The organism is Thioclava sp. L04-15 (assembly GCF_002020275.1).
Lineage (GTDB): Bacteria > Pseudomonadota > Alphaproteobacteria > Rhodobacterales > Rhodobacteraceae > Thioclava > Thioclava marina.
In genome coordinates, this window is record NZ_MPZW01000001.1 from 1,184,658 (window position 1) to 1,209,516 (window position 24,859).

29 protein-coding genes are annotated in these 24,859 nt (G+C 63.4%); 14 read left to right on the plus strand and 15 right to left on the minus strand.

Features of this window, described 5'->3' with window-relative positions; genetic code table 11:
* Positions 1 to 14: 14 nt before the first annotated feature.
* Positions 15 to 1,106 carry a cell division protein ZapE gene (zapE, locus tag BMI90_RS05865; protein WP_078527268.1) on the plus strand — a complete coding sequence of 364 codons (1,092 nt, stop codon included), beginning with the start codon at positions 15 to 17 and terminating at the stop codon, positions 1,104 to 1,106.
* On the opposite strand, the gene BMI90_RS05870 is transcribed toward zapE, so the two are convergent.
* From BMI90_RS05870 to BMI90_RS05885, 4 genes are all read right to left on the minus strand, one after another.
* The gene (locus tag BMI90_RS05870) at positions 1,103 to 2,125 is read right to left on the minus strand and encodes an LLM class flavin-dependent oxidoreductase (RefSeq protein ID WP_078526955.1); all 1,023 of its coding nucleotides are present in this window, start codon (positions 2,123 to 2,125) and stop codon (positions 1,103 to 1,105) included. The genes zapE and BMI90_RS05870 overlap by 4 nt on opposite strands.
* Before the next feature lie 93 nt (positions 2,126 to 2,218).
* On the minus strand, positions 2,219 to 3,490 hold the full coding sequence (locus BMI90_RS05875) for a folylpolyglutamate synthase/dihydrofolate synthase family protein (protein WP_078526957.1): 1,272 nt from the start codon (positions 3,488 to 3,490) through the stop codon (positions 2,219 to 2,221).
* A 139-nt stretch (positions 3,491 to 3,629) separates the two neighbouring features.
* The gene (gene accD / locus BMI90_RS05880) at positions 3,630 to 4,559 is read right to left on the minus strand and encodes an acetyl-CoA carboxylase, carboxyltransferase subunit beta (RefSeq protein WP_078526982.1); all 930 of its coding nucleotides are present in this window, start codon (positions 4,557 to 4,559) and stop codon (positions 3,630 to 3,632) included.
* 67 nt (positions 4,560 to 4,626) lie between these two features.
* Entirely contained in the window at positions 4,627 to 5,508 is an 882-nt protein-coding gene (locus BMI90_RS05885; protein WP_168172724.1) for a CPBP family intramembrane glutamic endopeptidase, read from the minus strand.
* 194 nt (positions 5,509 to 5,702) lie between these two features.
* Here BMI90_RS05885 and BMI90_RS05890 point away from each other — a divergent pair, with 194 nt between their 5' ends.
* Positions 5,703 to 6,461 carry a TSUP family transporter gene (locus tag BMI90_RS05890; protein ID WP_078526986.1) on the plus strand — a complete coding sequence of 253 codons (759 nt, stop codon included), beginning with the start codon at positions 5,703 to 5,705 and terminating at the stop codon, positions 6,459 to 6,461.
* Here BMI90_RS05890 and BMI90_RS05895 read toward each other — a convergent pair.
* Positions 6,458 to 7,747 carry a FliI/YscN family ATPase gene (locus BMI90_RS05895; RefSeq protein ID WP_246831497.1) on the minus strand — a complete coding sequence of 430 codons (1,290 nt, stop codon included), beginning with the start codon at positions 7,745 to 7,747 and terminating at the stop codon, positions 6,458 to 6,460. The genes BMI90_RS05890 and BMI90_RS05895 overlap by 4 nt on opposite strands.
* 117 nt (positions 7,748 to 7,864) lie before the next feature.
* On the opposite strand from BMI90_RS05895, the gene BMI90_RS05900 reads away from it, so the two are divergent.
* The 9 genes from BMI90_RS05900 to BMI90_RS05940 are packed head-to-tail and all read left to right on the plus strand — an operon-like array spanning position 7,865 to position 12,407.
* Positions 7,865 to 8,251 (plus strand): FlgB family protein, encoded by a 387-nt coding sequence (locus BMI90_RS05900; protein ID WP_078526990.1) that lies wholly within the window; start codon positions 7,865 to 7,867, stop codon positions 8,249 to 8,251.
* Between the two features lie 2 nt (positions 8,252 to 8,253).
* The gene (gene flgC / locus BMI90_RS05905) at positions 8,254 to 8,646 is read left to right on the plus strand and encodes a flagellar basal body rod protein FlgC (RefSeq protein ID WP_078526992.1); all 393 of its coding nucleotides are present in this window, start codon (positions 8,254 to 8,256) and stop codon (positions 8,644 to 8,646) included.
* Between the two features lie 17 nt (positions 8,647 to 8,663).
* Positions 8,664 to 8,954 (plus strand): flagellar hook-basal body complex protein FliE, encoded by a 291-nt coding sequence (gene fliE / locus BMI90_RS05910; protein WP_078526994.1) that lies wholly within the window; start codon positions 8,664 to 8,666, stop codon positions 8,952 to 8,954.
* Positions 8,954 to 9,220, plus strand: a complete 267-nt coding sequence (locus BMI90_RS05915; protein ID WP_078526996.1) for a flagellar biosynthetic protein FliQ — start codon at positions 8,954 to 8,956, stop codon at positions 9,218 to 9,220. The genes fliE and BMI90_RS05915 overlap by 1 nt, the downstream gene beginning before the upstream one ends.
* Before the next feature lies 1 nt (position 9,221).
* Positions 9,222 to 9,938 (plus strand): flagellar hook-basal body complex protein, encoded by a 717-nt coding sequence (locus BMI90_RS05920; RefSeq protein WP_078526998.1) that lies wholly within the window; start codon positions 9,222 to 9,224, stop codon positions 9,936 to 9,938.
* A gap of 12 nt (positions 9,939 to 9,950) precedes the next feature.
* Positions 9,951 to 10,736, plus strand: a complete 786-nt coding sequence (gene flgG, locus BMI90_RS05925; RefSeq protein ID WP_078527000.1) for a flagellar basal-body rod protein FlgG — start codon at positions 9,951 to 9,953, stop codon at positions 10,734 to 10,736.
* The gene (gene flgA, locus BMI90_RS05930; protein WP_078527013.1) at positions 10,736 to 11,155 is read left to right on the plus strand and encodes a flagellar basal body P-ring formation chaperone FlgA; all 420 of its coding nucleotides are present in this window, start codon (positions 10,736 to 10,738) and stop codon (positions 11,153 to 11,155) included. The genes flgG and flgA overlap by 1 nt, the downstream gene beginning before the upstream one ends.
* 10 nt (positions 11,156 to 11,165) lie before the next feature.
* The gene (flgH, locus tag BMI90_RS05935) at positions 11,166 to 11,891 is read left to right on the plus strand and encodes a flagellar basal body L-ring protein FlgH (protein WP_078527015.1); all 726 of its coding nucleotides are present in this window, start codon (positions 11,166 to 11,168) and stop codon (positions 11,889 to 11,891) included.
* Between the two features lie 9 nt (positions 11,892 to 11,900).
* A complete protein-coding gene (locus tag BMI90_RS05940; RefSeq protein ID WP_078527017.1) occupies positions 11,901 to 12,407 on the plus strand; it encodes a flagellar basal body-associated FliL family protein in 507 nt (168 codons plus the stop codon).
* A gap of 8 nt (positions 12,408 to 12,415) precedes the next feature.
* Here BMI90_RS05940 and BMI90_RS05945 read toward each other — a convergent pair whose 3' ends face one another.
* The 10 genes from BMI90_RS05945 to BMI90_RS05990 form a co-directional block, all read right to left on the minus strand.
* Positions 12,416 to 12,757, minus strand: a complete 342-nt coding sequence (locus tag BMI90_RS05945) for a hypothetical protein (RefSeq protein ID WP_078527019.1) — start codon at positions 12,755 to 12,757, stop codon at positions 12,416 to 12,418.
* Positions 12,754 to 13,833, minus strand: coding sequence for a flagellar type III secretion system protein FlhB (locus BMI90_RS05950; RefSeq protein WP_078527021.1), 1,080 nt, complete (start codon positions 13,831 to 13,833; stop codon positions 12,754 to 12,756). The genes BMI90_RS05945 and BMI90_RS05950 overlap by 4 nt, the downstream gene beginning before the upstream one ends.
* On the minus strand, positions 13,830 to 14,606 hold the full coding sequence (locus BMI90_RS05955) for a flagellar biosynthetic protein FliR (protein ID WP_078527023.1): 777 nt from the start codon (positions 14,604 to 14,606) through the stop codon (positions 13,830 to 13,832). Before BMI90_RS05955 ends, BMI90_RS05950 begins: the two co-directional genes overlap by 4 nt.
* Positions 14,603 to 16,687, minus strand: a complete 2,085-nt coding sequence (gene flhA / locus BMI90_RS05960; RefSeq protein ID WP_078527025.1) for a flagellar biosynthesis protein FlhA — start codon at positions 16,685 to 16,687, stop codon at positions 14,603 to 14,605. The genes BMI90_RS05955 and flhA overlap by 4 nt, the downstream gene beginning before the upstream one ends.
* The gene (locus BMI90_RS05965) at positions 16,687 to 17,472 is read right to left on the minus strand and encodes a transglycosylase SLT domain-containing protein (protein ID WP_078527027.1); all 786 of its coding nucleotides are present in this window, start codon (positions 17,470 to 17,472) and stop codon (positions 16,687 to 16,689) included. The genes flhA and BMI90_RS05965 overlap by 1 nt, the downstream gene beginning before the upstream one ends.
* A 93-nt stretch (positions 17,473 to 17,565) precedes the next feature.
* The gene (locus tag BMI90_RS05970) at positions 17,566 to 19,836 is read right to left on the minus strand and encodes a hypothetical protein (protein ID WP_146671213.1); all 2,271 of its coding nucleotides are present in this window, start codon (positions 19,834 to 19,836) and stop codon (positions 17,566 to 17,568) included.
* 14 nt (positions 19,837 to 19,850) lie between these two features.
* Positions 19,851 to 20,720: a flagellar motor stator protein MotA gene (motA, locus tag BMI90_RS05975; RefSeq protein ID WP_078527032.1), complete on the minus strand. Its 870-nt coding sequence runs from the start codon at positions 20,718 to 20,720 to the stop codon at positions 19,851 to 19,853.
* Between the two features lie 64 nt (positions 20,721 to 20,784).
* Positions 20,785 to 21,396 (minus strand): hypothetical protein, encoded by a 612-nt coding sequence (locus BMI90_RS05980; protein WP_078527034.1) that lies wholly within the window; start codon positions 21,394 to 21,396, stop codon positions 20,785 to 20,787.
* Positions 21,393 to 21,746: a hypothetical protein gene (locus BMI90_RS05985; RefSeq protein ID WP_078527036.1), complete on the minus strand. Its 354-nt coding sequence runs from the start codon at positions 21,744 to 21,746 to the stop codon at positions 21,393 to 21,395. Before BMI90_RS05985 ends, BMI90_RS05980 begins: the two co-directional genes overlap by 4 nt.
* A gap of 11 nt (positions 21,747 to 21,757) precedes the next feature.
* A complete protein-coding gene (locus BMI90_RS05990) occupies positions 21,758 to 22,252 on the minus strand; it encodes a flagellar basal body-associated FliL family protein (protein ID WP_078527039.1) in 495 nt (164 codons plus the stop codon).
* 120 nt (positions 22,253 to 22,372) lie between these two features.
* Between BMI90_RS05990 and fliF the strand changes: the two genes are divergently transcribed.
* Genes fliF through BMI90_RS06005 form a run of 3 tightly spaced genes read left to right on the plus strand, consistent with a single transcriptional unit; the run spans position 22,373 to position 24,859 of the window.
* Positions 22,373 to 23,992, plus strand: coding sequence for a flagellar basal-body MS-ring/collar protein FliF (gene fliF / locus BMI90_RS05995; RefSeq protein ID WP_146671214.1), 1,620 nt, complete (start codon positions 22,373 to 22,375; stop codon positions 23,990 to 23,992).
* Positions 23,989 to 24,585: a hypothetical protein gene (locus BMI90_RS06000; RefSeq protein WP_078527043.1), complete on the plus strand. Its 597-nt coding sequence runs from the start codon at positions 23,989 to 23,991 to the stop codon at positions 24,583 to 24,585. The genes fliF and BMI90_RS06000 overlap by 4 nt, the downstream gene beginning before the upstream one ends.
* Entirely contained in the window at positions 24,578 to 24,859 is a 282-nt protein-coding gene (locus tag BMI90_RS06005) for a FliM/FliN family flagellar motor switch protein (RefSeq protein ID WP_078527045.1), read from the plus strand. Before BMI90_RS06000 ends, BMI90_RS06005 begins: the two co-directional genes overlap by 8 nt.

Sequence of the window (24,859 nt, forward strand, 5' to 3'; positions counted from 1 at the left end):
TATATCGGAACCCCATGAAACGCAGCTTGCCCGAATTTTACGACATGATGGTCGCGCAAGGGGATCTGAACCCCGATGCCGCGCAGCGCGCCGTCCTGCCGAAGCTCGAAGAGATCCGCGTCGCGCTCGAAGCGGCCCCCAAACCCGAACCCGCGAAACGCGGGTTTTTCTCGCGAAAGGTGAAACCGGTCGACGGCGTGCGCGGGCTTTATGTCTGGGGCGGGGTCGGGCGCGGCAAGTCGATGCTGATGGACATGTTCTTCGGCCAGACCGACGTGCCCAAGCGCCGCGTGCATTTTCACGCTTTCATGCAAGAAATCCAGGGCAAGCTGGAAGACGCCCGCCGTGCCAACACGATCGACGCGATGCGTCCGGTGGCCGAGGAGGTCGCGGGCTCGCTGCGGCTGCTGTGCTTCGACGAGATGCAGATCACCGACATCGCCGATGCGATGATCGTGGGACGTCTGTTCGAGGCGCTGTTCGAGCGTGGCGTGACCGTGGTCACCACCTCGAACCGCCCGCCGGAAGACCTTTACAAGAACGGCCTCAACCGCCAGCTCTTCCTGCCCTTCATCACGCTGATCCGCGACAAGCTCGACGTGTACGAACTGGCCTCCGAGACCGATTACCGACAGCACCGCCTGTCGGGCGAGCAGGTCTATTTCACCCCTGCTGGCCGCGAGGCGCGCGCGAAAATGGACGCGCTTTGGGACGAGCTGACGGGGCATGACGCGGTGCATACGCTCGAACTGACCGTGAAGGGTCGAAAGGTGGAGCTTCCGCATTTCCATGCGGGCGTCGGGCGTGCGAGTTTCTGGGATCTGTGCGCGCAGCCGCTCGGCCCCGCCGACTACCTCGCCGTGGCCGATGCGGTGCGCGTGTTGCTGCTCGACGATATCCCGCTGTTATCCGCCTCGAACTTCAACGAGGCCAAGCGTTTCGTGACGCTGATCGACGCGCTCTACGAGGCGAAGGTGCGTCTGATCTGCTCGGCCGCCGACGAACCCGAACGGCTCTATGTCGAGGGTGAGGGCACGTTCGAATTCGAACGCACCGCCAGCCGCCTGCGCGAGATGCAAGGCGCGGATTGGGCCGCAGAGGCCTAGGCCAGCATCTCCGCCAGCAGCGGGCGCACCTTCGTGCCGTAAAGCTCGATCGTCTTGCGCAGATGCGCGGGGTCCTGCGGCCCACCGCTATATTTCAGCGTGAAGCGAGACAGACCCAACGCCTTGACCGTCCGCGCGATCTTGCGCGCCACGGTCTCGGGGCTGCCGATATAGAGCGAGCCGTGTTCGATCTCTGACAGGTAGGCTTCGCGCCGGAACGGCGGCCAGCCGCGCGAGCGCCCGATCGCGTCATGCATGCGCGCATAGCCTTCGTAATATTCCTCGCGGGCGATCTCGTCCGTCTCGGCGATATGGCCCGGGGAGTGCACGCCGATCCTGCCCGGTTTGGTTCCCATCTGTGCATGGGCGCGGTGGAAAAGGTCCACGTGAGGCCGGAATCGGGTCGAATCCCCGCCGATGATCGCAATCATCAGGTCCATCTGCATCGCTGCGGCCTCGACCACCGATTGTGGTGTGCCGCCGACCCCGCGCCAGATACGCAGTGGCGTTTCGGGGCGCGGATAGACGGTGACGTTTTTAAGGGGCGGTCGGGTCTGGCCCTCGAAGCTGACCCTCTCTTGCGTGGCCAGAAGGTGCAGCAATTGCGATTTCTCGGAGAACAGCACTTCGTAATCGTTCAGATCGAACCCGAAGAGCGGAAAGCTCTCGGTGAAAGACCCACGCCCGATGGTGATCTCGGCGCGTCCGGGCGCCAGCGCGTCGAGCGTCGCGAAACGCTGGAAGACGCGGATCGGATCGTCCGAGGAGAGCACGGTGACCGAGGTGCCCGCCTTGATCTTGGCGGTGCGGGCCAGGATCGCGGAGAGGATCGGCTCGGTCGAGGCGATCGCGAAATCGGGGCGGTGATGTTCGCCAAGCCCGATGTAATCGAGCCCGACCTGATCGGCGAGTTCCCCCTCGGCCAGCGTATCGCGGATCACCTGCGCATGACTGCGCAAGAGCCCGTCCGGCCCGCGTGTCACATCTCCGAACGTGTCGATCCCAAGCTCAAGCTGCATGGCTGTCCCCTTCGCTGTTCGTGCAAAGGATAGGGGCGGGGCAGGCGCAATGCCACCGGAGGTGCTGCACAGAAAGCGTGCGAACTCGCAGCCTCAGCCGTTCTCGCGCAGGATGCGTCCGGCAAGATAGAGCGAGCCGCAGATGAGGATGCGGGCCTGCGGATCGGCGGCGACGATTTCGGCCAGAGCGACGCCGACGGAGGATGACGGGCTGGCCTGCATCCCGACGGCGCGGGCGGCCTCGGCGGTGGTCTCGGCGGGCAGCGTGTTCGCCTCGCCCGGGATCGAGACGGCGTGCAGCGAGGCGGCATGGGCTGCGAGCGGGCGCAGGTAGCCGGTCACGTCCTTGGTGTTGAGCATGCCGCAGATCAGGTGGGTCGGGCGTTTGGGCATCCGCGCAAGCGTTGCCGCGATCGTCTCGCCCGCCGCCGGATTGTGCCCGCCATCGAGCCAGAGCTCGGCCTTGGGCGCGGCCTCGACCAATGGCCCGTGGCGCAGACGCTGCATCCGGGCGGGCCATTCGGCTTGTGTCACGGCAGCCTCGCAGGCGGCCTCGTCGAAGCCCAGATGCCGCAGGGACGCCAGCGCCGCCCCGGCATTCATGATCTGATGCGGGCCGGGCAGGTTCGGCAGAGGCAGGTCGAGCAGGCCGGCCTCATCCTGGAAGATCAGCCGGTCGCGCTCCTCCCAGACTTGCCAGTGCTGTCCATAGGCAAGGACCGGCGCGCCGAGACGCTCGGCCTTCGCCTCGATCACTTCGAGGCCGGCCTCTTGCTGCGGGCCGACAATGCAGGCCACGCCGCGCTTGATGATCCCGGCCTTCTCGCCGGCGATCTCGGGGAGCGTTTCGCCCAGGAATTGCTGATGGTCGATCGAGACCGGCGTGATGATCGTGAGCGCGGGGCGGTCGATCACATTCGTCGCATCGAGCCGCCCGCCAAGCCCGACTTCGAGCAAGGTGAAATCGGCCGGGGTGCGAGCGAAGGCCAGAAGGGCAGCGGCGGTCGTCACCTCGAAGAAGGTGATCGCCTCGCCGTCATTCGCGGCTTCGACCTCATCGAGAAGCGCGGCCAGGTCGGTCTCAGAGATCAGTTCGCCGGCAAGACGGATCCGTTCGTGAAACCGCGCCAGATGCGGTGAGGTATAGGCATGGACGCGCTTGCCAGCCGCCTCCAGTCCCGCGCGGATCATCGCCTGGGTCGAGCCCTTCCCGTTCGTGCCCGCGATATGGATCACCGGCGGAAGGTCGTGCTGGGGGTTGCCGAGGGCGGCGAGCAGCCGCTCCATCCGGTCGAGGGACAGATCGATGACTTTCGGGTGCAGCGCCATGAGACGCTCGAGGATCACGTCGGAAGCGTCGGTCATGGGCGGGCCTCGGGGCTGAAACGAAGAAAAGGGAGGGGGCTCTGCCGCCGAGCGCTGAGGCCCGCAGGAGTTGAGCGAGAGGGGGCTCTGCCCCCGCGGCTTGCGCCGCCCCCCGAGATATTTTCATCAAGAAGAAGGATCAGGCCTTCGTCTCGGCCTCCGCCGCAGAAGCCTCGTCCGCGGCCTGTTCGGGCGCGGGCAGATCGCCGACGACGGCGGGCGGCAGGTTCATCAGCATGCGCAGGATGGTGATCAGTTCTTCGCGCATTTTCGTGCGATGGGTCACGCGGTCGAGCATGCCGTGATCGAGCAGGTATTCGGCGCGCTGGAACCCCTCGGGGAGTTTTTCGCGGATCGTCTGTTCGATCACGCGCGGGCCAGCAAAGCAGATCAGCGCGTTGGGTTCTGCGATGTGGACATCGCCCAGCATCGCATAGGAGGCCGTAACCCCGCCCGTGGTCGGGTGGGTGAGCACGACGATATAGGGCAGCCCTGCTTCCTTGAGCATCTGCACCGCGACGGTGGTGCGCGGCATCTGCATCAGCGACAGGATGCCTTCCTGCATCCGCGCGCCGCCTGCCGCCGAGAACAGCACCAGGGGGCGCTTGAGCTTCACCGCTCGTTCGGCCGCCGCGATGATCGCGTTGCCGACATACATACCCATCGAGCCGCCCATGAAGGTGAAGTCCTGCGCAGCCGCGACGATCGGCGTGCGGCCGATCTCGCCCTCGGCCACGAGCATCGCCTCTTTCTCGCCGGTCGATTTCTGCGCCGCCTTCATCCGGTCGGGATAGCGCTTCTGATCCTTGAAATGCAGAGGATCGGTGATCGGCTCGGGAACCTTCACCTCGGAGAAGATGCCTCCGTCGAAGAGCGCTTCGAACCGCGTGCGCGGCGTGATCGCGAGGTGATGGTCGCAATTCGTGCAGACGTTCAGGTTCTCGGCCAGCTCGCGGTGGAACAACATGGTTCCGCATTCGGGACATTTCGTCCAAAGGTTCTCGGGCACTTCACGGCGCGAGAACAGCGAGTTGATCCGCGGGCGGACATAGTTGGTGATCCAGTTCATCGGCAGGCCTCTCGCAAGGGGCGGTGTTCGCTCCAGCCCAGATACGCCGGGGCGGCGGGAATTGCAATCAGACCCGCAAGGCGAGCCGGGCGATCAGCCAGCAGATCACCACATTGAGCATGTCGAACAGGAGCCAGGGTGCCATATCGAACCCGCTGCGGGTATTGATCACAATCGTGTAGAGGGCGAGCCCGTCGAGCTGGCCATAGAAGCCCACGAGAAAGAGCGATCCGAAATTATTGGCGAAATGAAGTGCCAGGGCCGCTCCGAGATTTCCGGTGCGTGCGGTGAGGTCGGCGGCGAAGCAGCCGAAGGCAAAAGCCCAGAGCGCGGGCCAGATCGCGAGGCTGCCATATTCGCCGGGCGAAAAATGAAGCAGCGCGAACAGCGCGGAGGGCAGCACCATCCAGACCAGTGGATTGCGCGAGCGCGCGCCGAGCTGCTGGAGAAGGTAGCCGCGAAAGAGCACCTCTTCAGCAGTGATCTGTATCGCGAGAAAGGGCACGGCCATCGGTGCCCAAGTCAATACCACCGGGAGGGGGTTTGACCGACCGGTATCGGCACTCAGGAGCGCCAGCGCAAAGGTGAGCAGGGAAAACAGCAGAAGCCACGGCAGCAGGAGGCGCAGCGAGTGGATCGTGCCGGGGCCGAATAGCGTCGCGGCGGAACGGGCGTGAAACTTGCGGGTCACGAAAATCGTGCCGAGCAGGAGCGGCGCGAAAGAGAGCAGAAGGATGACCAGCCCACGCGGCGTAGACCCCGACGCGATCTCGTTCATCAGCCGCAAAAGCATGATGTCGGGCATGCTGCGCGACAGGACGATCAGCAGCCCCCAGCCCGCGGCGAGATAGATCATCACGATTGCCGCCGCCCCTAGCCCGCTGCGCCAGAGTTCGGACTGCGGGCGCGCCGGGGCGAGAAAGCCTTCGAGCGCGCTATAGCTGCGCATCGGCATATTCACCGAAACACGCCCGGGGGTATCTGGGCCACTGGGGTGGCGGTGTCGGCAAGGGAGATACTCATGATGCGATCCGGCTTCGGTTTCCTTCTGATAGCGGGTCGCTGCGGGGCGAGGCAACGGGCTTTACTTTCGGCAAACTGCGGAGGAGAAGGGGAGGCTTTGAGAGATTGCGCGGCGCTGCGATGTTCGAACTTCCCCTTGATCTGGTCCTGATGCTCGTGGGCGCGGCCTTCGCGGCAGGTTTTGTCGACTCGATCGCAGGCGGCGGTGGGCTGATCACGGTGCCGGCGCTGTTGCTGGCGGGGGCCCCTCCGGTTCAGGCGCTCTCGACCAACAAGGTGCAGGGAACATTCGGGGCGGCGACCGCGGCGCTTTCCTATGCGGCCTCGGGGCGGGTCGATCTGCGCAAACAGATCCCGGCGGCCGGGATCTCCTTTCTCGGCGGTCTTGCCGGGGCGCTTCTGGTCTCGAAGATCCCGACCGAAATGATCGAGCGCGTGCTGCCCTTCGTGCTGATCGCAATCGCCGGTTTTTTCGCATTGCGCCCGGGGCTTGATGACACGGACCGGGTGCAGCGGATCTCGCCGATGCTGTTCATGGCGGCCTTCGTGCCGGTGATCGGCTTCTATGACGGGCTGGTCGGACCCGGCACGGGAGCGTTCTTCATGATCGGCTTCGTCACACTGGCGGGCTATGGGGTGCTCAAGGCCACCGCGCATACGAAACTGCTGAACTTCTCGTCGAATATCGGGGGGCTTGCGGGCTTCATGCTGGTCAGCTCGCCCTGGTGGGGCATCGGCATCGCGATGGGGATCGCGCAGATGGCCGGCGCGCGGCTTGGCTCGCGGCTGGCGATGCGGGTGGGCGCAAAGCTGATCAAACCGCTGCTGGTGACGACCTCGACCCTGCTGGCGCTGAAGCTGATCTGGGAAATGCTTTAACTCTCGACTTGCGCGAGGATCGCGGCGAGGCGGGCGAAACTGCCCGCCGTCCCATCGGGCGCATCCTCGGCGATGAAGGCATCGAGTTCGGGCCAGACCTTGAGTGCAGCATCCACCATCCGATCAGAGCCCGAGGCGTAAAGCCCCGCCTGGATCATCATCTCCGCCCGATCATAAGCGCCGAGCAGCGCACGGGCCTTGCCGATCAAGCGGTTTTCCTCGGCGCTCGCCGCATCGGGTAACGAGCGCGAGACCGATCGCAGGAGGTTGATCGCCGGAAACCGCCCGCGCTCGGCGATCTCACGCTCCATCACCACATGGCCGTCGAGCACGCCGCGCAGGATATCGGCCACGGGTTCGTCCATGTCCGAGCCCGCCACCAGCACCGAGAAGACCGCCGTGATATCGCCCGCGCCTTCCCCACCCGGGCCGGCCCGTTCACCCAGCGCCATGATCTGATAAGAGGTCGAGGGCGGGTAGCCGCGCAGGCTCGCAGGTTCGCCCCCCGCCAGTGCCACCTCGCGATGCGCCTCGGCAAAGCGGGTGACCGAATCTGCGAGAAACAGCACATGTTGCCCCTGATCTCGGAAATATTCGGCCACGGCCATCGCGGCCCAGGCGCAGCGGCGGCGCACGAGCGGAGACTGGTCGGACGTCGCCGCGATGATCACCGCACGCGCCATGCCTTCTGGCCCGAGCGTCTTTTCGACGAATTCGCGCAGCTCGCGCCCGCGCTCGCCAATGAGCGCGATTACCACCACATCGGCCGAAACACCGCGTGCGAAACCCGCAAGCAGCGAGGATTTCCCGACGCCGGACCCTGCGAAGAGACCGATCCTCTGGCCGCGCGCCAGCGGCAGCATCGCGTTGAAGACGGCAAGACCGGTCTCCAGCCGCTCACCCAGCCGCTTGCGTTGCGCGGCCGGTGGCGGGCTTGCGCGCAGCGCCCGCTCTGCCGCGCCATGGACAAGCGGGCGCCCGTCGAGGGGCTTGCCGAACGGGTCCACGACCCGTCCGATCCAGCTGTCATGGGGGGCGATCCCGCTTTGGCCAAGAAGCTCAACCTCGTCGCCGATCGCGACCCCGTCCGCCGCACCATCGGGTAGCACCGTCACAGCCCCGGGTGCGAGCGACAGCACTTCGGCCCCGATCTCGTGCCCACCCTTGCAGCGGATCACGGTGCGGTCGCCAAGGGTTGCGCGCCGCGCGAGGCCCGTCACCTCGATCATGCCGCGCCGCACCTCGGCCACACGCCCGACGGCATGAACCGAGCCGATGCCGCGCATTTCCGCGCGCAGCAGATCAAATCCAGCAAATGCCATTCAGGCCCTCCGGTGTTCTCGAAACGTTTTCTAAACGATTCGCTCTTAAAGCTTGGTTGATAGCTCGGAGGAGAAGCCCCGATGTTCGAGAACCTTGAGATCATGCAAATGGCCCGTGCGATGGCGACCCACGCCTCCGCCCGCCAGAATGCCGTGGCTCAGAATATCGCCAATGCGGATACGCCCGGCTACGCCGCGCGCGACCTGCCCGCCTTCGCCGAGATTTACCGTTCAGAAGCCACCCCTGATCTGCGCGCCACCCGCGCGGGTCATATCGGGGCGGATCATAGCGTGACAACCGGGCCGCAGACCCGGATCGAGCCGGGCGCGACCTCGCCGGACGGCAATGCGGTCTCGCTCGAAGAGGAGATGGTCAAGTCGGTAGAGGTCAAGCGCCAGCATGACCTCGCGCTTGCGATCTATCGCTCCTCGATGACGGTGCTGCGCACCTCCCTTGGCAGAGGCTGACGATGAGTGATTTCACCAATTCCATGGCGCTCTCGGCTTCGGGGATGAAGGCCCAGTCGATGCGGCTGCGCCATACCTCCGAGAATATCGCGAACGCGGACACTCCCGGCTATCACCGCAAGACCACCTCGTTTCAGGAGGTGGTCGAAGGTGGCGAGACGACAGGACGGGTGCAGCTTGGCCCGGTCCAGCTCGACCGGCGCGAACTGACCCGAATCTACGATCCCGGCCACCCGATGGCCGATGAGAGTGGCCACTACGACGGCTCGAATGTCGATCTGGTGGTCGAAATCGCTGACGCGCGCGAAGCGCAGCGCAGCTACGAGGCGAATCTGCGCATGTTCGATCAGGCACGGCAAATGTCGTCGTCGCTGCTCGACCTGCTTCGCCGCTAGGATGGAGGAGATCCAGAATGGATGTGAAAACCTCTCTCGCAACGCAAAGCTACGCCCAGGCCCGCGCCGCAGCGTCCCCCAAGCCGCAATCGGCCGGGCCGGGCAACCTGTTCCAGCAGGCGGCCAATTCCTTCGCCGAGACAGTGAAGGCGGGCGAGGAAACCGCCAAATCCGCGATGACGGGCGGTGCGGACCCGCATGCGTTGGTGGAGGCCCTGGCGCAGACCGAACTGGCCGTGGAGACGGCGGTGACCGTGCGCAACAAGGTCGTCGAGGCCTATCAGGAAATTCTCAGGATGCCGGTCTGATGCACGATGCGATCTTCTTCGACACGCTCCGCCAGGGGCTCTGGATCGCGGTGATGATCGCCGCGCCGCTTCTGTCGGTGGCGCTGATCGCGGGCGTCGCGATCGGTCTCTTTCAGGCGCTGACCTCGGTGCAGGAAATGACGCTCACCTTCGTGCCCAAGGTCGGTGCGATGCTGATCGTCTTCTGGGTGTCGATGTCCTTCATGTCGAGCACGCTGGTCGATTTCTTCCGCAGCACGCTCGTGCCGATGATCGAGGGGTTCTGAGATGGATAACGCGATCTACACCACGCTCACCCGCCAATCCGGCCTGATGCAGGAAATGCGCGCCGTGGCGAATAACATCGCCAATGTCTCGACGACCGGATTTCGGCGCGAGGGCGTCATCTTCTCGGAATATCTCGCGGGGCTGGAGGGGAACGAGCCCTCGCTCTCGATGGCCTACGCCCACGGACGCCATGTCGACCAGAGCCAGGGCGGGCTGACCCGCACCGGCGGCACCTTCGATTTCGCGATCGAGGGGGAGGGGTTCTTCATGATCGAGACCCCGCAGGGCAATCAGCTCACCCGCGCGGGTAGCTTCATCCCCTCGCCCGAGGGCGAATTGCTGACGCCCGACGGGTTCCGGCTGCTCGATCCGGGCGGCACGCCGATCGCCATCCCCTCGGGTGCAAAGGATGTCGCGCTCGCCGCCGATGGCACGCTATCCGCAAGCGGCGATCCTATCGCGCAGGTCAGTGTCTTCACTCCCAATGACCCGAACGGGCTGCGCCATGTCGGCGGCACACGCTTCACCGCCGAGGCCGGCGCCGAACCCGTCGAAGGGGCGGTGCTGATGCAAGGCTATCTCGAGGAAAGCAATGTCGATCCTGTCTCGGAAATCGCCCGCATGATCGAGGTCCAGCGTGCCTACGAGATGGGGCAGGCCTTCCTCGACCGCGAGGATGAACGAATTCGCGGCGTCATCTCGACGCTCGGACGCTAACAGGAGGCACAGATGAGAGCCCTTCAGATCGCAGCCACCGGAATGAGCGCGCAGCAGATGCGCGTCGAGGTCATTTCGAACAACCTCGCGAACATGTCGACGACCGGCTACAACGCGCGCCGCGCCGAGTTTGCCGACCTGCATTACCAGCAGATGACCCGGCCCGGCACGATCAACGCGACCGATGGTACGACGATTCCCGCTGGTGTACAGCTCGGTCTCGGGGTCCGGCCCACCGCTGTCACCGTGAACCTCTCGCAAGGTTCGCTTACGGCGACGGGGGGCGATCTGGACGTGGCGATCGACGGCACCGGCTATCTCGAAGTCACGCTGCCCTCCGGTATCTCGGCCTACACCCGCGACGGGGGGCTCAAACGCTCTGCCGAGGGGCAGATCGTGACCTCGGACGGCTATCCGGTCGTGCCCGATATCACCATCCCCGACGATGCGCGCGCAGTTGCGATCAATGCCGACGGCGAGGTCTACGCCTATTTCAACGATCAGGTGCAACCACAGCTTCTGGGGCAGTTCACGCTGGCGAGCTTTACCAATGAGAAGGGGCTCGAGGCGATGGGATCGAACCTTTTCCTCGAAACCGGTGCCTCGGGGCCGCCCAATGTGAACACGCCCGGGCAGGATGGTCTGGGTACGTTGCGTCAGGGCTATCTTGAGGAAAGCTCCGTCGATCCGGTGCGCGAGATCACCGAGCTGATCAAGGCGCAGCGCGGCTACGAGCTCAACGCCAAAGTCATCACCGCGGCTGACCAGATGCTCGCTGCCACGACACAGGTGCGCTGATGAAAAGCGCCCTTGCCCTTTTGCTAATTGCCCTGCCCGGGGTCGTCCCGGCCGAAATTCTTGTCGCGAAGCGGACCTTGCGTGCACAAAGCGTAATCACCGCGGAGGACGTTGTGCTGCAAGCCGGCGAGGCGCCCGGCATTCTCGCAGCGCCCGAGGAAGCGGTGGGGTTCGAGACCCGCGCGATCATCTATGCCGGTCGCCCCATTCGCTATGGCGATCTTGGCGCCCCCGCGATTGTCGAGCGCAACCAGATCATAGCGTTGGTCTATCGACAGGCGGGGCTCGAGATTCGCACCGAGGGCCGTGCGCTGCAACGTGCCGGCGCGGGGGAAACGATCCGCGTGATGAACGCCGCCTCCAAGGCCGTCGTGAGTGCGCGGATCGCGCCCGATGGCTCCGCCCATGTTTCAAAGTGAGGACCTGCCGATGAAATCCCCCGCCCTCCTCCTCCTGTCGATCGCGCTCATGGCATGCGGGCGGCTCGAACATGTCGGCAAGGCGCCGGCCTTCACTCCGGTCGAGAACGGAAACGAGTTCTTCGCGATGTCGGCCCAGCCGATGCCCCGGACCACCGAGGCGCACCCACCGATGCAGGAAGCTTCGCTCTGGTCGGGCGCGCGAAACTCGCTTCTGGGCGATCGGCGCGCGGCCCAACGCGGCGATATCCTGACCGTCGTGATCGAGATCGACGACAAGGCGGAGATTTCGAATTCCACCGGGCGCTCGCGGGCGGGCACAGACAGTATGGGCATTCCCTCGATGCTCGGGATTCCGCAACGCATCGACGGACGTCTTCCCGACGGTGCCTCCATGGCCGATGCCTATGCGACGAATTCGGCCTCGAGCTACAAGGGGGACGGGCAGGTCTCGCGCAACGAGAAACTCACGCTTCGTATCGCCGCGACGATCATCGAGACCCTGCCGAACGGTGTGCTACGTATCCAGGGCAGTCAGGAGGTGCGCGTGAATTACGAGGTGCGCGAGCTGATCGTGACCGGTTTCGTGCGCCCCGAGGATGTCAGTCGCCAGAACGAGATCACCTATGACAAGATTGCGGGCGCGCGGATTTCCTATGGCGGGCGTGGCCAGATCAGCGATGTGCAGCAGCCGCGCTATGGGCAGCAGGTCGCCGATATCCTCCTGCCGTTCTGAGGTGTTGCGATGCTGGGCAAGATCCTCCCCGTTCTTCTGGCGTTGATCGGTCTCGCCGGGGGTGGCGCCGCAGGCTATTTTCTGCGCCCGCCACCCGCCTCGCCTGAAACGGCGGATGAGTGCGCACCTGCCGATCTTCATGCCGCGCCGGTCGGGCAAGCGCATGGTGACGGTCATGGCGACGCGGTCGCGACTTCCGAATTCGTCAAGCTCAACAACCAGTTTATCGTGCCACTCGTGACCGACGGGCGTGTGTCGGGGCTGGTGATCTTGTCGCTCTCGCTCGAGGTGAGGGTGGGCGAGACCGAAACCGTCTATCGCGCCGAGCCCAAACTGCGCGACGCTTTTCTCCAGGTGCTTTTCGACCACGCCAATGCCGGCGGGTTTCGCGGGGTCTTCACCGGCAGTGCGAATATGGACCTGCTGCGCACTGCGCTCACCGAAACCGCACGACAGAACATCGGCCCCGGTGTGATCGCCGTTCTAGTCTCCGACATCGTGCGTCAAGACGGCTAAGCCACGGTTCAGCGGGTCTTGGCGAGCTTTCGCAATACATCGTGACGACCGAGCGCCCGCGCGGCGGCTGCTTTCTGGGCTGCGATCTCTGGTTGCAAAAGTTGGCGTGCGGCCATGATCCGCCTCTCCTCGACCGAGAGCAGCCGCAGATAGCCGAGCGCGCAAAGCCCCGCTTGCGGATCGGTCGCGAGATGGGCATGAGTTTCTTGCTTTTGCGCCTCCAGCATCCCGAGGTGATCGCGCATCTCGCAATCGCGGGCGGTTAGGGCCGCGAGCTTTGCTAGCTCTGCTTCGCGCTGCATCTGTGCCAGCCGCGCTAGCGCTGCCAAGCGGTTCGATTTCTCGCTCATAGCCCGCGCTCCTTCGCGCGCTTGCGCATCCGCTCGGCGAAGCGGATCGCGGCGGCAACGGGTTTATAGTGCTCGGGCCGGATCTCGGCGCCGATATCGATCACCGCAAAAATCGCGCGCGCGGTCGGTGGATCGGAGTGGATGGGCACGCCGTTCTCGGCCGCGACTTCGCGAATGCGCGCGGCGATCTCGTCGACACCTTTCGACAGACAGACCGGTGCCCGACCCGAAGCCCGATCCCATTTCAGCGCAACCGCGTAATGGGTCGGGTTTACGATCACCACATCGGCCTTGGCGGTCTCATGCACCGATTGCCCCAGCGCGAGCTCCATCCCCCGTTGGCGACGTTGCGCTTTGAGATGGGGATCGCCCTCGGACTGTTTCATCTCGTCCGTCAGTTCCTTGCGGGTCATCCGGTTGCGGCGCAGAAACTCCGCCCGCTGCCAGAGGTAATCTGTCGCCCCGATCGTCGCGGCGAGCGCTGTGACGATCAGCAGAAACTCCACCAGCATCCTGAAAAGCGCTTCGGTTGTTTGCGCGGGCGCAAGTCGCTGCGTGAGCAGGATCATATCCATGCGATTTGCGAGAAAGATGCCCAGCACGATTGCGATGACGGTGAGTTTGGTCACGCTTTTGGCGAATTCGAACAGACCCGTGCGACCGAATTTCTGGCCCGCATTCGCGATCGGGTTGATGCGGTTGAGCTTGGGACGGATTTTCTCCGGGGCGACGACGATGGCGCGTTGCGCCCAATAGGCCACAAGCGCCGCGATCATCGGCAAAAGCAAAAACGGGGCTGCGGGGAGGAGCAGACCCAGGATCAAACTTGCCCCGGAGGCGGTCCCCCCTGCGAGCAGCGTATCAGATAGCCCATCGGCTTGCTCGAGCATCACCATGGCGCGGGTTCCGAAACTGGCGAGACTATGCGCCCCGATGCCCAGGATCGCGATGAGGAAAGCCCCATAGACTGCCGCCACCGAAATTTCCGAGGACCGCACGAGGTCGCCTTTGCGGCGCGCTTCCTCAAGTTTGTGAGGTGTCGGCTCGTATTCTTTTTCGCCAGCATCCTCGCTCATCTTGGTGTCCCGAACGGGTTCATGAGGAAGTCGAGCACAGCCTCGCGCCAGATCACGATCGCACCGGGGGCGGCGATAGCGAGAAGGATGAGCCCGCCTGCAGTCAGCGCCGGCGCGCCGACGAAAGCGACCATCAGTTGAGGCATGGCGCGGTTGATCGCGCCAAGCGCCACATTGTAGATCAGCCCCGTCACCACGAAAGGCGCGGCGAGAATGAAGGCCAGCGAGAAAGCGTGGGCGATGCCAGAGAGCCCCCACTGGCGTAAATCGTCGGCCGCGGGCAGCCCACCGGCCGGAAGGACCCGATAGGATCCGAGCAGAAACTCGATAAGGTGCAGGTGATAGCCGAAGCTCATCAGTGTCGCGATGCCCGCGATCAGCAGGAGGTTTCCGATCGCCGGTTGCGGCTCGCCCCCCATTCCGCCGAGAAGTTGCGACAGTGACGTGGCCTGAGCCGCGATCGTGCCCGCAATCTGTAGCGCGAAGACGAAGGCGCGCAGTCCCAGCCCGAGAAAGAGGCCGACCGCGATCTCGGTCGCGATCCAGAAAGGTGGGCCCGAGCGGCTGGAAAGCGGAGCGAGATCCGGGGTCGCTGCGGGCAGAAGGACGAGAGTGAGGCCGAGGGAAATCACGGTCTTGATCCGTGCGGGCAAGCTCGTCTCGCCAAATCCCGGAGCCATCGAAACGAGACCGCCGATGCGCAGCAAAAGGGCAAACCCGGTGAACAGGAACACCTCTGCGTTGCGCAACAGCTCGGCGAGCAAATCCGTCACGCCGCCACCACGCCGACCATTGCCGGTTGCGCCTCGAGTCCGATTTCCTCGTAGCTCAGGACTGGCGCGCTCAACCCTTTTGCGGTCATCACCGTCTTGAGGAAACGTCGCCGCCGGCCCGAGGTGACGAGAGCGGGAAACACCCCCGTCTTGCCGGCCATCGCGAGCCGGTCCGAGATATTCGCGGCCAGCTTGTTGAACAGATCGGGCGGCAGCGCCACATCGCCCGCGGCGTCGCCACCGATGGTATAAGTACCGAAGCGCTCTTCCCAGTCGGGTGCGAGCTGGATCAACGGGATCGTGCCATCCTCGCGGCGCAGTTCGGCCACGAGTTGGAAGCCGAGCCTCTGGCGGACATGTTCGCTGATCAGCTCGGGCGATTGCAGGGCACGGACCTCGGCGATGGCCTCGATGATCAGGAGCAGATTGCGGACCGACACGCGCTCCTCGAGCAGCAGCCGCAGCACGGCAAGCAGCAGGTCGACCGGAACCTTGTCCGGGATCATCTCGTCGAGCACCCGACGATTGGCCTCCGCGCGCACGGGATCGGAAAGGTTTGCGACCTCGGCGAGCAGGCGGCGCAACGCGCGCAGCGTCATCAGTCGTGAAAAATTCGCCTTGATCACCTCCAGAAGATGCGTCGCGAGCACCTCCGTCGGCCCGACCACGGTCGAACCCGCGAGCGCTGCATCTTCCTGTCGCGTCGCGGGCACCCACAGCGCCGGCGCTCGAAACACCGGCTCGCGCACCTCTGTGCCTTCGGGCAGAAAATCGCGATTGTCGGCGATCAGCGCGAGCACATGATCAGGAAAAAGCCTGTCGCGGGCCTGCTCGACACCTTGAATGCGGATCCGGTAGTGACCCGTTTCGAGCGTTGCGTCATCGGTCAGCCGAATTTCGGGCAGGATCAGTCCGAAATTCGCCGCAACGTGATTGCGCATGTTCGAAATGCGCGCATCAAGCCCGGTCGCGGGGTCGAGTGCCATCGCCACGAGATCGGGTGCAAATTCGACATGGATGTCGTCGATGTCGAGCACATCCCCCATCGATTTGCGCTTCGGCTCGACCTCCGGGCCAGGCATTTTCATCGCCTCGCGCCGCGCGCGCGCCTTCGCCGCGCGGTTCAGCATATAGGCCGCCCCACCGAGCAGCGCCGCGCCCATACTGAAGGGAATGAAAGGAAGGCCCGGCACGAGACCGAAAAGGGCCATCAAGACAGCGACCGTGGTAAGCGCAGGTGGGTATTTTCCGAGTTGACGGAACAGCTCGAAATCGGCCGAGCCCTTGGCGCCGCCGCGCGAAAGCAAAATCGCCGCTGCGATCGAGATGATGACTGCGGGGATCTGGCTAACCAACCCGTCGCCGACTGTCAGGATCGAGTAGGTTTCGAGCGCGCGATTGAGCGGCATCCCGTGGACGACCGTGCCGATGATCAGTCCGACGACAAGGTTGAGCATCGTGATCAGCAGTCCCGCGACCGCATCGCCCTTGACGAATTTCGACGCGCCATCGAGCGAGCCGAAGAATGTGGTTTCCGCCTGTTCGCGTTCTCGCCGTTCGCGCGCCTCGGCATGGTCGATCGCGCCGGCATTCATGTCGCTGTCGATGGCGAGCTGTTTTCCGGGCATCGCATCGAGCGCAAACCGCGCGCCGACCTCGGCCATCCGTCCTGCGCCTTTCGTGATCACGATGAAGTTGACGATCAAAATCACGCAGAAGACTACCAATCCGATCAGGACGGAGCCGCCCATGATGAAATTCGCGAAGCCTTCGATGACGTCGCCCGCTGCGCCGGTCCCGGTATGGCCCTGTCCGATGATGAGTTTCGTCGAGGTCACGTTGAGCGAAAGCCGCAACATCAGCGAGGCGAGGAGGATCGTGGGAAAGGCCGAGAAATCGAGAGGACGTTCGATGAAAAGTGTGACGGTGAAAATGAGGATCGCGAGGGCGAAGGACGCGGCCAGGCCAACATCAAGCACCCAGGCGGGCACCGGCAGGATCATCATCGCGATGACGGCCATGAGGGCGAGTGAAAGCAGGATGGTCGGTTGGAAGATGCGGCGCAGCAAAAGCGAAGGCATCACATCTCCCCATGCTTCGCGACCGCGGCTGCGAAGAGCGAAGCCCCGGATGCTCCGCCCATGGGTGGGGGCTCACCGCTTTTTTGCAGGAGCGGGTAGGAATTCATGCGCGGCCGTGACGGGACGACGGCCTGTTGAGCGGAAACGATGTCCGGAATCTCCGGAACCTCGGAGAAATTTGCCTGTACTGGTTGAAGATCTCGCGCTGGTCCCGTCGGGACGTTCGATTGTGGGCGGTCTTCGCGATGAAGCTTCGCCCGGAAACGGTCAAAGCGCGCCGCATAGCGCTCTGCATGGATTTTCGTGCGCGAGTGATAGGCCCCCGCGGCGCGTGACCAGTCTTGCATTTCATCATGGAGCTCGCGCAGAAATCGGGCCGCATAGCGCGCATTCGCAAGCGGGTCGAACATCTCCTCGATCGAGGAAAAATGCTGCCCGTGCCATTTGTAATTGATCTGAAAACAGCCGACGTCGAAGCTGCGAGCGCCGCGCTTGTACTCCTTGAAGACGTAGCGCAGGGCTTCATCCCGCGTTTCAAACCAATGCCCCGCGCCTTCCATATTCACAGTCCAGGCCCAGGGGCGAAAACCGCCTTCGGATTTGCGCCCCGTCTCGTTTAACGAAATCGCCTTGAGAACGGAGACAGGTACATTGCTTTCGCTGGCGACTTCTTCCGCGACTTTCTCACAAAGAGAAGCAGGCGTCTCGGCGTGACCCGCCCGTGGAATGGCCGCCGCGATTTCAAAGACACCAAAGGCGAAGACTGCCCGACCGAGCCTGTGCATGGGTTATCCCTTTGCGTCGCAATTCTTGCTCAGCTCAGGATTAGGGCGCATTCATTGAGAATTCGTTTGCAGCAACAGGGTATCTTCCCACGCTCACTCGTCCGCGCCGGATTTTCCGAGGCGATCGAGCATGTCTTGCAAGGCTTTTCTCTCCTCTTTGCTGGCAGCGAGCAGGGATCTTGCTGCGCGGATCGGACCCGGATCATCTCCACCCCCGATGTTCCTTTGCGTGTCGAATGCTTCGATGAAGTTTTTTTCGACCGCATCCCCGCCGTGGCGAAGCGTGTTCCAGTCGCCCTGATGCCAGGCTTCGGCGCGCGCTTTGTCATCTTCTCCTGCACGCAGATAGGCCGAGCGAGCGCCATCATGCAGCCCGAGACGGGACAGAGCATCGCCGCGCAATTTCTCGGCCTCGATGCCGTCAACTCCACCGAGATGGGCAAGCGCGGCTGCCGGGTCGAGCGCAACAAGGGCCGCGCGTGCAAAAATCAATTTGTCGGATTGTGTGAAATCACGTGACGTCTTCAGAATCTCAGTCGCCGTATCAGCCATGCCGAGCTCGATCAGACGATTGGCGAGCGCGGTCCGGACAGGTTTGCCCGGGGGCGATTTCAAGATCCCTTCGCGTTGCGAAAAGTAGAGACGGAGGAAGAGAGCGTCATCTGGTTGCTCAAGGAGCATTGTAAGAACTTTTTCGTGCGTCTCCGCTCTCATTAGAGGCTCGACCGACTGCGGCCACGCCGCGAGCGTGTCAAAAGCTGCGTCGAATTTGTGTTGCGAAGCATAGCCCAAAGCCGCCGCGCGCACCAATGCCGGGGCCTCGGGGGCGCCTGAAAGCTCGAAGGCGAGTGCGAGTGCTTGCTCGACCTGAGCCGGCGGAACCGTTTGACGATCAGCCAGCTGTTCATCGACCAGCAACAAGAGCGCCTCAACCCCCTCAGGCGCGTTGCGTTGCGACAGTTTCTCCAGTGCGGGCGCGGCTTCCTCGCTTCCGGCTTCATGCGATAGACGCGCATCGACGACATCGAGGGCGGCTTCGTCGTCGATACTTACCCGCGCCAGAGCCATTCGGACGCTCTGCGCGACATCGGAGGCTCCGATTGCAATGAGTTTGGAAACGAGTTTCGGCCCGAGAACCTGGCGCAAGTCTGGTGGGAGTGCTGCATAACTTCGGGTTACCGCGCTGAAATTGACCGCGCCCTTCTCTGGCGGGGGGGACGCTCCCAAAAGGGCCCAAAGTGCCGCGGCGCTCTCGCAGTCGGTCATGCGTGCGAGTGGCATGGACGCTGCGGCACGGTCCTCGTCGAGCACTGCGGCGAGAAAGAGCAGCGCGGCGACATTCGGAGCGGGTTCGGCAAGATCGGCAAGCAACGCGCGTGCTTCCACGCCAAAGCCGAAAGCAATATAGATACGTGCAAGTGCGATGACCCATGTCTGATCGGGAATGTCGAACTCCCCCAGCAACCTGCGGCGCGCTTCTCCAATCTGATCGAGCGCGGGCCGATCATCGGCCCAGGCCGCGATGTCGAAGTAGCCTTCCGGCGGGCAGGTTTCACCGGTCTTGGTATAAATATCGTGCGACATCTGAAGTTGATCGCGATCGACCGCGGTCGTCAGGCGATAGGCAATATGGTCTTGGGGGGCGATCGGGTCGGGGGGCGGCTGTGGCGGAGGCCCAGCCTTTGACTTCGCCTCGTCGCGCTGCAGGGGGACGGCGCTCTGCGTCGGATCGACTGCAATCAGCCCTTGAGATGCGGCCCTGCCGATCTCGCGCGTGAGGTTCCCTTCGATTTCTGCGATCTGCGGATTGGGCGGCGCGGGAGTGGCCGGGGCAGGACTGCGATCCCGAATCTCGGGAGAAGGAGGTGGGGGCGCGTCAGGGGTTAGTACCGTTTCAGTCTTCCAGTAGAGATCGAGATGCGGCGTCCCGATTGCCACTGGTTGAATCGTTTTGGGGATGGCGAGGCCCTCTGTCGCGACGGGCGCCGGGTCAGGGGGCTCTGACGGCGCCCCCGTATTTGAAGGCGTCTCGATCACCGTTCGAAAATCGATCACGAGAGAACCGTCATCGAGCGTGAAGTGGCGAGCCGTGATGTTCTTCGCTGTTTCAAAAAACAGCCTTCCGCCGCTTTCTTTCACCAGTCCTTTCAGGCGGGTTTTTGGAATGAGCCGGAAGACCCCTCGTGTTTCGAAACGCGCATCGGGAATGTCCGTTGCAAGCCGATACCCATCCCGGACCTCTTCAAACCTCCAGGTCGCGTTCGCCGGCAATGAGATCACCAAGCGTGAAAAATCCGCGTGCTCTCCGGAGCGTATCGCCACCGGAAAAGCGCATGCTGGCGTGCAGGAAAGCAGCAGCCACATCAGAAGATGCCCTATCATGCCACCTCCGATTTAACCGTTTTCAGCGCGTCTTCGAGATCCGCAAAACTCGGCCGAATGTGATGCGGGGTGTTCTGCCGCCCGACTTCGATACAGATATTGGTGGCGTGGTTGTGAAGATTGGCGACCAGAACCTCACGGATCAGTTTGTAGAAGTGACTGTCCTCATCGATCACCGATTTCATCCGAGCGGCGAAGGGGGCGATGAAACCATAGGCGATGAAAACGCCCAGAAAGGTCCCCACGAGCGCGCCACCGATCATCTTCCCCAGGATTTCAGGTGGCTGGTCGATGGATCCCATCGTCTTGATCACGCCGAGGACTGCCGCAACGATTCCAAGTGCGGGCATGGCGTCGGCGATCGACTGCATCGCGTGGCTCGAATGCATCGCGTGATGGTAATTGGCCTCCAACTGCTTATCGAGCACCTCTTCCACCTGAATTGGGTCGTCGTAATTCATCGAGGCGGAACGCATCGTGTCACAGATGATGTCGGTGGCTTCGTGATCATTCAGGATTTTTGGGTATTTAGCGAAGATCGAGGAGGCGTCGGGAGCCTCAATATGTTCCTCGATCGCAACCGGGTTCTGGCGCGCGAGGCGGATCAATTCAAACAGAAGACATAGCAGGTCGCGGTAATCGGCGGGCTTCCATTTCGGCCCTTTGAAGACTTTGCCGACGTCCTTGAGGGTGTGCTTGATTGCGGCCATGTCGTTCGAGAGAATGAACGCCCCAACCGCGGCACCGCCGATCATGATCATCTCGAAGGGCAGCGATTTGAGGATGATCCCCATCTTGCCACCGGCCGCGACGTACCCGCCGAAGACCATCGCAAAGATGATCACGATGCCGATGATGCCAATCATGGATGCCTCTCAGAGTTATGTCGGGAGACGGTCGCAGATTCGGTTTAAGAAATGACCAATATCCTTAATCGCGCGGAGCCCCGGCATTGCGCCCCGCCATCAAGACACTGATAGCGTAGGCTTTTTGGGGGTCGAGGCTTTCCATGACGGCCGCAGCCGCATCGGGGCGCATGCGACCTAGGAACCCGGCGGCGAAATCAGGTGCCATCTCCTCGAAGAGCGGTGCGGCCTGTTTCGGTTTCATGTTTTCGTAAAGAGCGACGAGCCGCGTCACATCCTCGTCGGCAGCGCCATCCGCGATCGCGACCGTCTTCGCAAGCGCCTGTTCGGCGGCGATGAGATCCTGAAGGCGGCTTTCGAGGCGCACTTCGGCAAGCGATATCGCGTTGCGACGATCTCTCAGCAGGCCTTCCTGTTCTACGAGCTTTGCCTCTCGCGCTTTGAGATCGGCCAGCAATGTCATCAGGCCTGGCTCGGAAGGACAGTCCAGCGTTTCGGGGGTGGTGGGGCGCGCCTCGGTATTCGTCGTCTCGGTGGCGCTGGCGAGACCGCCGGTTTCGACGACGCGCAGAGTGCCCGATAGGAAAAACAGGCCGGCAATCATCCACAACACGCCGCGCCCGAGCCAACGTCTGCGAGCGCTGCGCGATTTTCGGGCAGAAGCCTTGCCGCTCATTCCGCGGCCTCCATGGCCTCGTGGCGATGCCGCCTGCGGACAACCCGCCGCCTGGGTTCATCCTCTTCGGGCAGATCGTGGAGTGCTGCGAGCATCAGCTCGAGCTTCTCGGCCCCGTTTTCCGCGCGCTCCGTCAAGGCGCGAAGCTGCGTCTCCGAATGCGTTGCGGTGGCTTGAGCCCGTTCAAGCGCGCGGGTCATGTCATCGACCTGAGCCGAGAGCACCGCAATCGCCCCGCCCATCCCGGTTTCAAGCTGGTTGAACCGCTTGAGCCGCCGCGCGAGAACAAGGCAATAGCCTGCGGCCGCAATGGCTGCGAGCGTGGAGATGAGATCTGCGAGGAGTTGCATCGGGGCCTCCATCAATTAAGCACGAATTCGATGATCAGAAGGTCACGGACACGGCCATCGCCGGTCACGATCTGGATCCGCCGCAGCATTTGCGCGCGTAGGCGCATCATTGCCGCCGGATCTTCGAGGAGCTTCACATTGACCGCACGCAAATAGCCGTTGAGCACATCCATCACGCGCGGCTTCAAAAGCTCGACGTCGTTTTGAACTGCCTGTGAAACCTCGAGTTGCGCCACGAAGCGCAGGTGCCGCGCCCCCGAACCGTTAAGTGAGATCGTAAGCGGATCGAGCGCTACGTAGGCGATCGCGGGCAAAGCGTCCGGCTCGGGCGTGGGACCGCCCTCGCCATGGCTCGCGTTTCCGGAATGCGGTGTGAGAACGAGACCGGAATAGACCGCATAGAACCCGCCCCCACCAAGCGCGAGCATCAGAAGGAGCCCGATCATCAGCGGCAGTTTCGATTTCTTTTTGGGAAGCTCCTCTTCCCCGGCCAGCGCGTCCGTCATCGTCTCACCAATCTCTTCGACACGACCGGCATAGCCCGAAACCGACTAACCGATTGTTAAGCGCAATGCAGGAAAGTGACCGGGACGAAGAGGCAGAAGCCCGCTCAGAGGAGGTTCGTCTTGCAACAGCTTACCGGCGCCTGGCAGGCCCTAGATATGCGCAAGCGGATAATGGCGGTCGTGGCGGGAATCGCCATGATCGCAACGCTCTTAGCGATCTCCGCGATCGCCTCGAAACCCACGATGGCGCTGTTGTATGCGGGGCTGGGCGGTGCGGAATCGGGCGAGGTGATCTCCGCGCTCGAGCAACGCGGGGTACCCTATGAGGTGCGCGGTGATTCGATCTTCGTCGAAGCGCCGCGGCGCGACGAGTTGCGGATGGCGTTGGCCGCGCAGGGGCTGCCAGCGAACGGGGCTGCGGGCTATGAACTGCTCGATTCGCTATCAGGTTTCGGTACGACCTCGCAGATGTTCGATGCTGCATATTGGCGCGCGAAAGAGGGGGAATTGGCGCGAACCATCGCCGCCTCTTCCGCCATTCGCAGTGCCCGGGTGCATATTGCGCACCCGACCAACCAGCCTTTCCGCAAGGAGCTCGAGCCGACGGCATCGGTGACGGTAACGACCGCCGGGGGGGCGATCAGCCGGGCCCAGGCCAACGCGCTGCGCTTTCTCGTGGCCTCCGCGGTGACCGGAATGACCCCTGACGATGTCTCGGTGATCGATACCTCCGCAGGCCTGATCCCGGCCGCGGACGACCCCGCGGAGCAGGCGGCTGGACAGGATCGGGCGGCGGCTCTCAAGCAAAATGTCGAGCGATTGCTGGAAGCCCGTGTCGGACCGGGCAATGCGGTGGTCGAGCTTGCCCTCGAAACCGTCACCGAACGCGAGGCGATTACCGAGCGGCGCTTTGATCCCGATGGCCGTGTCGCGATTTCGACGGACACGCAGGAAAATACCAAGACCTCGGACGCAACCCGGCCCGGCGCAGTGACCGTGGCGTCGAATCTGCCGGAAAACGCGGCAGGCGATGGAGGCAAGTCGCAAAGCCAGTCGAGCGAGACGCGCGCTCGGACGAATTACGAGGTGTCGGAAACCCGGCGCGAACTGCTTCGGACGCCGGGCGCAATCAAACGGTTGAGTGTCGCTGTGCTCGTCGATGGGGTGACGGTTCCCGCGGTGGATGGCACGACGAGTTGGCAGCCGCGCCCAGAGGCAGAGCTGGCGGACCTGCGAGAGCTTGTTGCCTCGGCGGTGGGGTTCGACGAAGCGCGCGGCGATGTCATCACCCTGCGCTCGATGCAGTTCGAGCCATTGCCAGAACTTGGCACTGCCGCCGGGGGGGGCAGGTTCGGTGCGATGGCGTTGGATTTCACCCAGATCATTCAAATCGCACTTCTGGCGATAGTCGTGATCGTCCTCGGTCTCTTCGTCGCGCGCCCGCTCCTGATGCAAAGGCGAGAGCTGGCGTTGAACGGATTGCCGTCACCCGAAATGGCGGCGGGATCGAGTGCCGCGCTGACGGGCGAGATCGCCGAGGATGACATGCCGGAGATGAACATGCAGGTCGTGTCCGACTTCAATATCGGAGACCTGTCGATGGCAGGCGATACCGATTTCGATTTTGAACGTCCGGCAGACCCGGTCGAAAGGCTCAAGAAGATGATCGAGGAGCGTCAGGCCGAAACGGTGGAGATCTTGCGCAGTTGGATGGATGAGTCTGGGGAGAAGGCGCGATGAGCGGGCGGGTGACGCTCGAATCCTTCGAAGCTGAAGAGACGGAGGAACAGGAACTTGCTCTGGATGCCGCCGCATTTGAGGAAGCCAAACTCTCCGCGTTCGAGACCGGATACCAGGCGGGATGGGACGATGCGGTTGCGGCCCAGAATGCCGAGACGGCGCGGCTTCACTCTGATCTTGGCCAGAACCTTCAGGCTCTCTCCTTCACCTATCACGAGGCACGCGCCGAGATGCTTGATGCGCTGCGCCCGCTCCTGTTCGAGATTTGCGAGAAACTTCTGCCGCAGCTCGCGCATGACAGCCTCGCGGGTGTGGTGGTTGAGCAGCTCATGCCGGTGGCCGAGGGCCTCACCTCGGTGCCGATCGTGGTCACCGCAAACCCTGTCGCGCTGTCCCAGATCGAGGGAATTGTGGCGCACAAGACGGAACTTCCGCTCAGCTTCGTTGCCGAGCAGACCCTTGGCGAGGGGCAAGTCTACCTGCGCTTTTCCGAAAGCGAGACGCGGATCGATCTCGATGCGGTGGTCGCAGCGATCTCGAATGCCGTGACGACCTATTTCAACGCCGACCTGAAGGACGAGACCGATGTCTGACCCGGCCCAAACCGACACCCCCGCGAACAATCCCTTCACGCAAGTGCCGATCGAGATCACGATCTCCGTGGGCAAGGCGCGTCCGCTCGTGCGCGATCTGCTGCGTCTCAAGCGCGACGCGGTGCTGCCGCTTGATCGCCAGGTGGATGACCCGGTCGAGCTCTATGTCGGCGACAAGCTGATTGCCCGGGGTGAGTTGACCGAGGTGGAAGGCGAGGCCGGAAAGCTGGCCGTCCGCCTGACCGAGGTGGCCGATCTGCAAAACGGGCTGTGA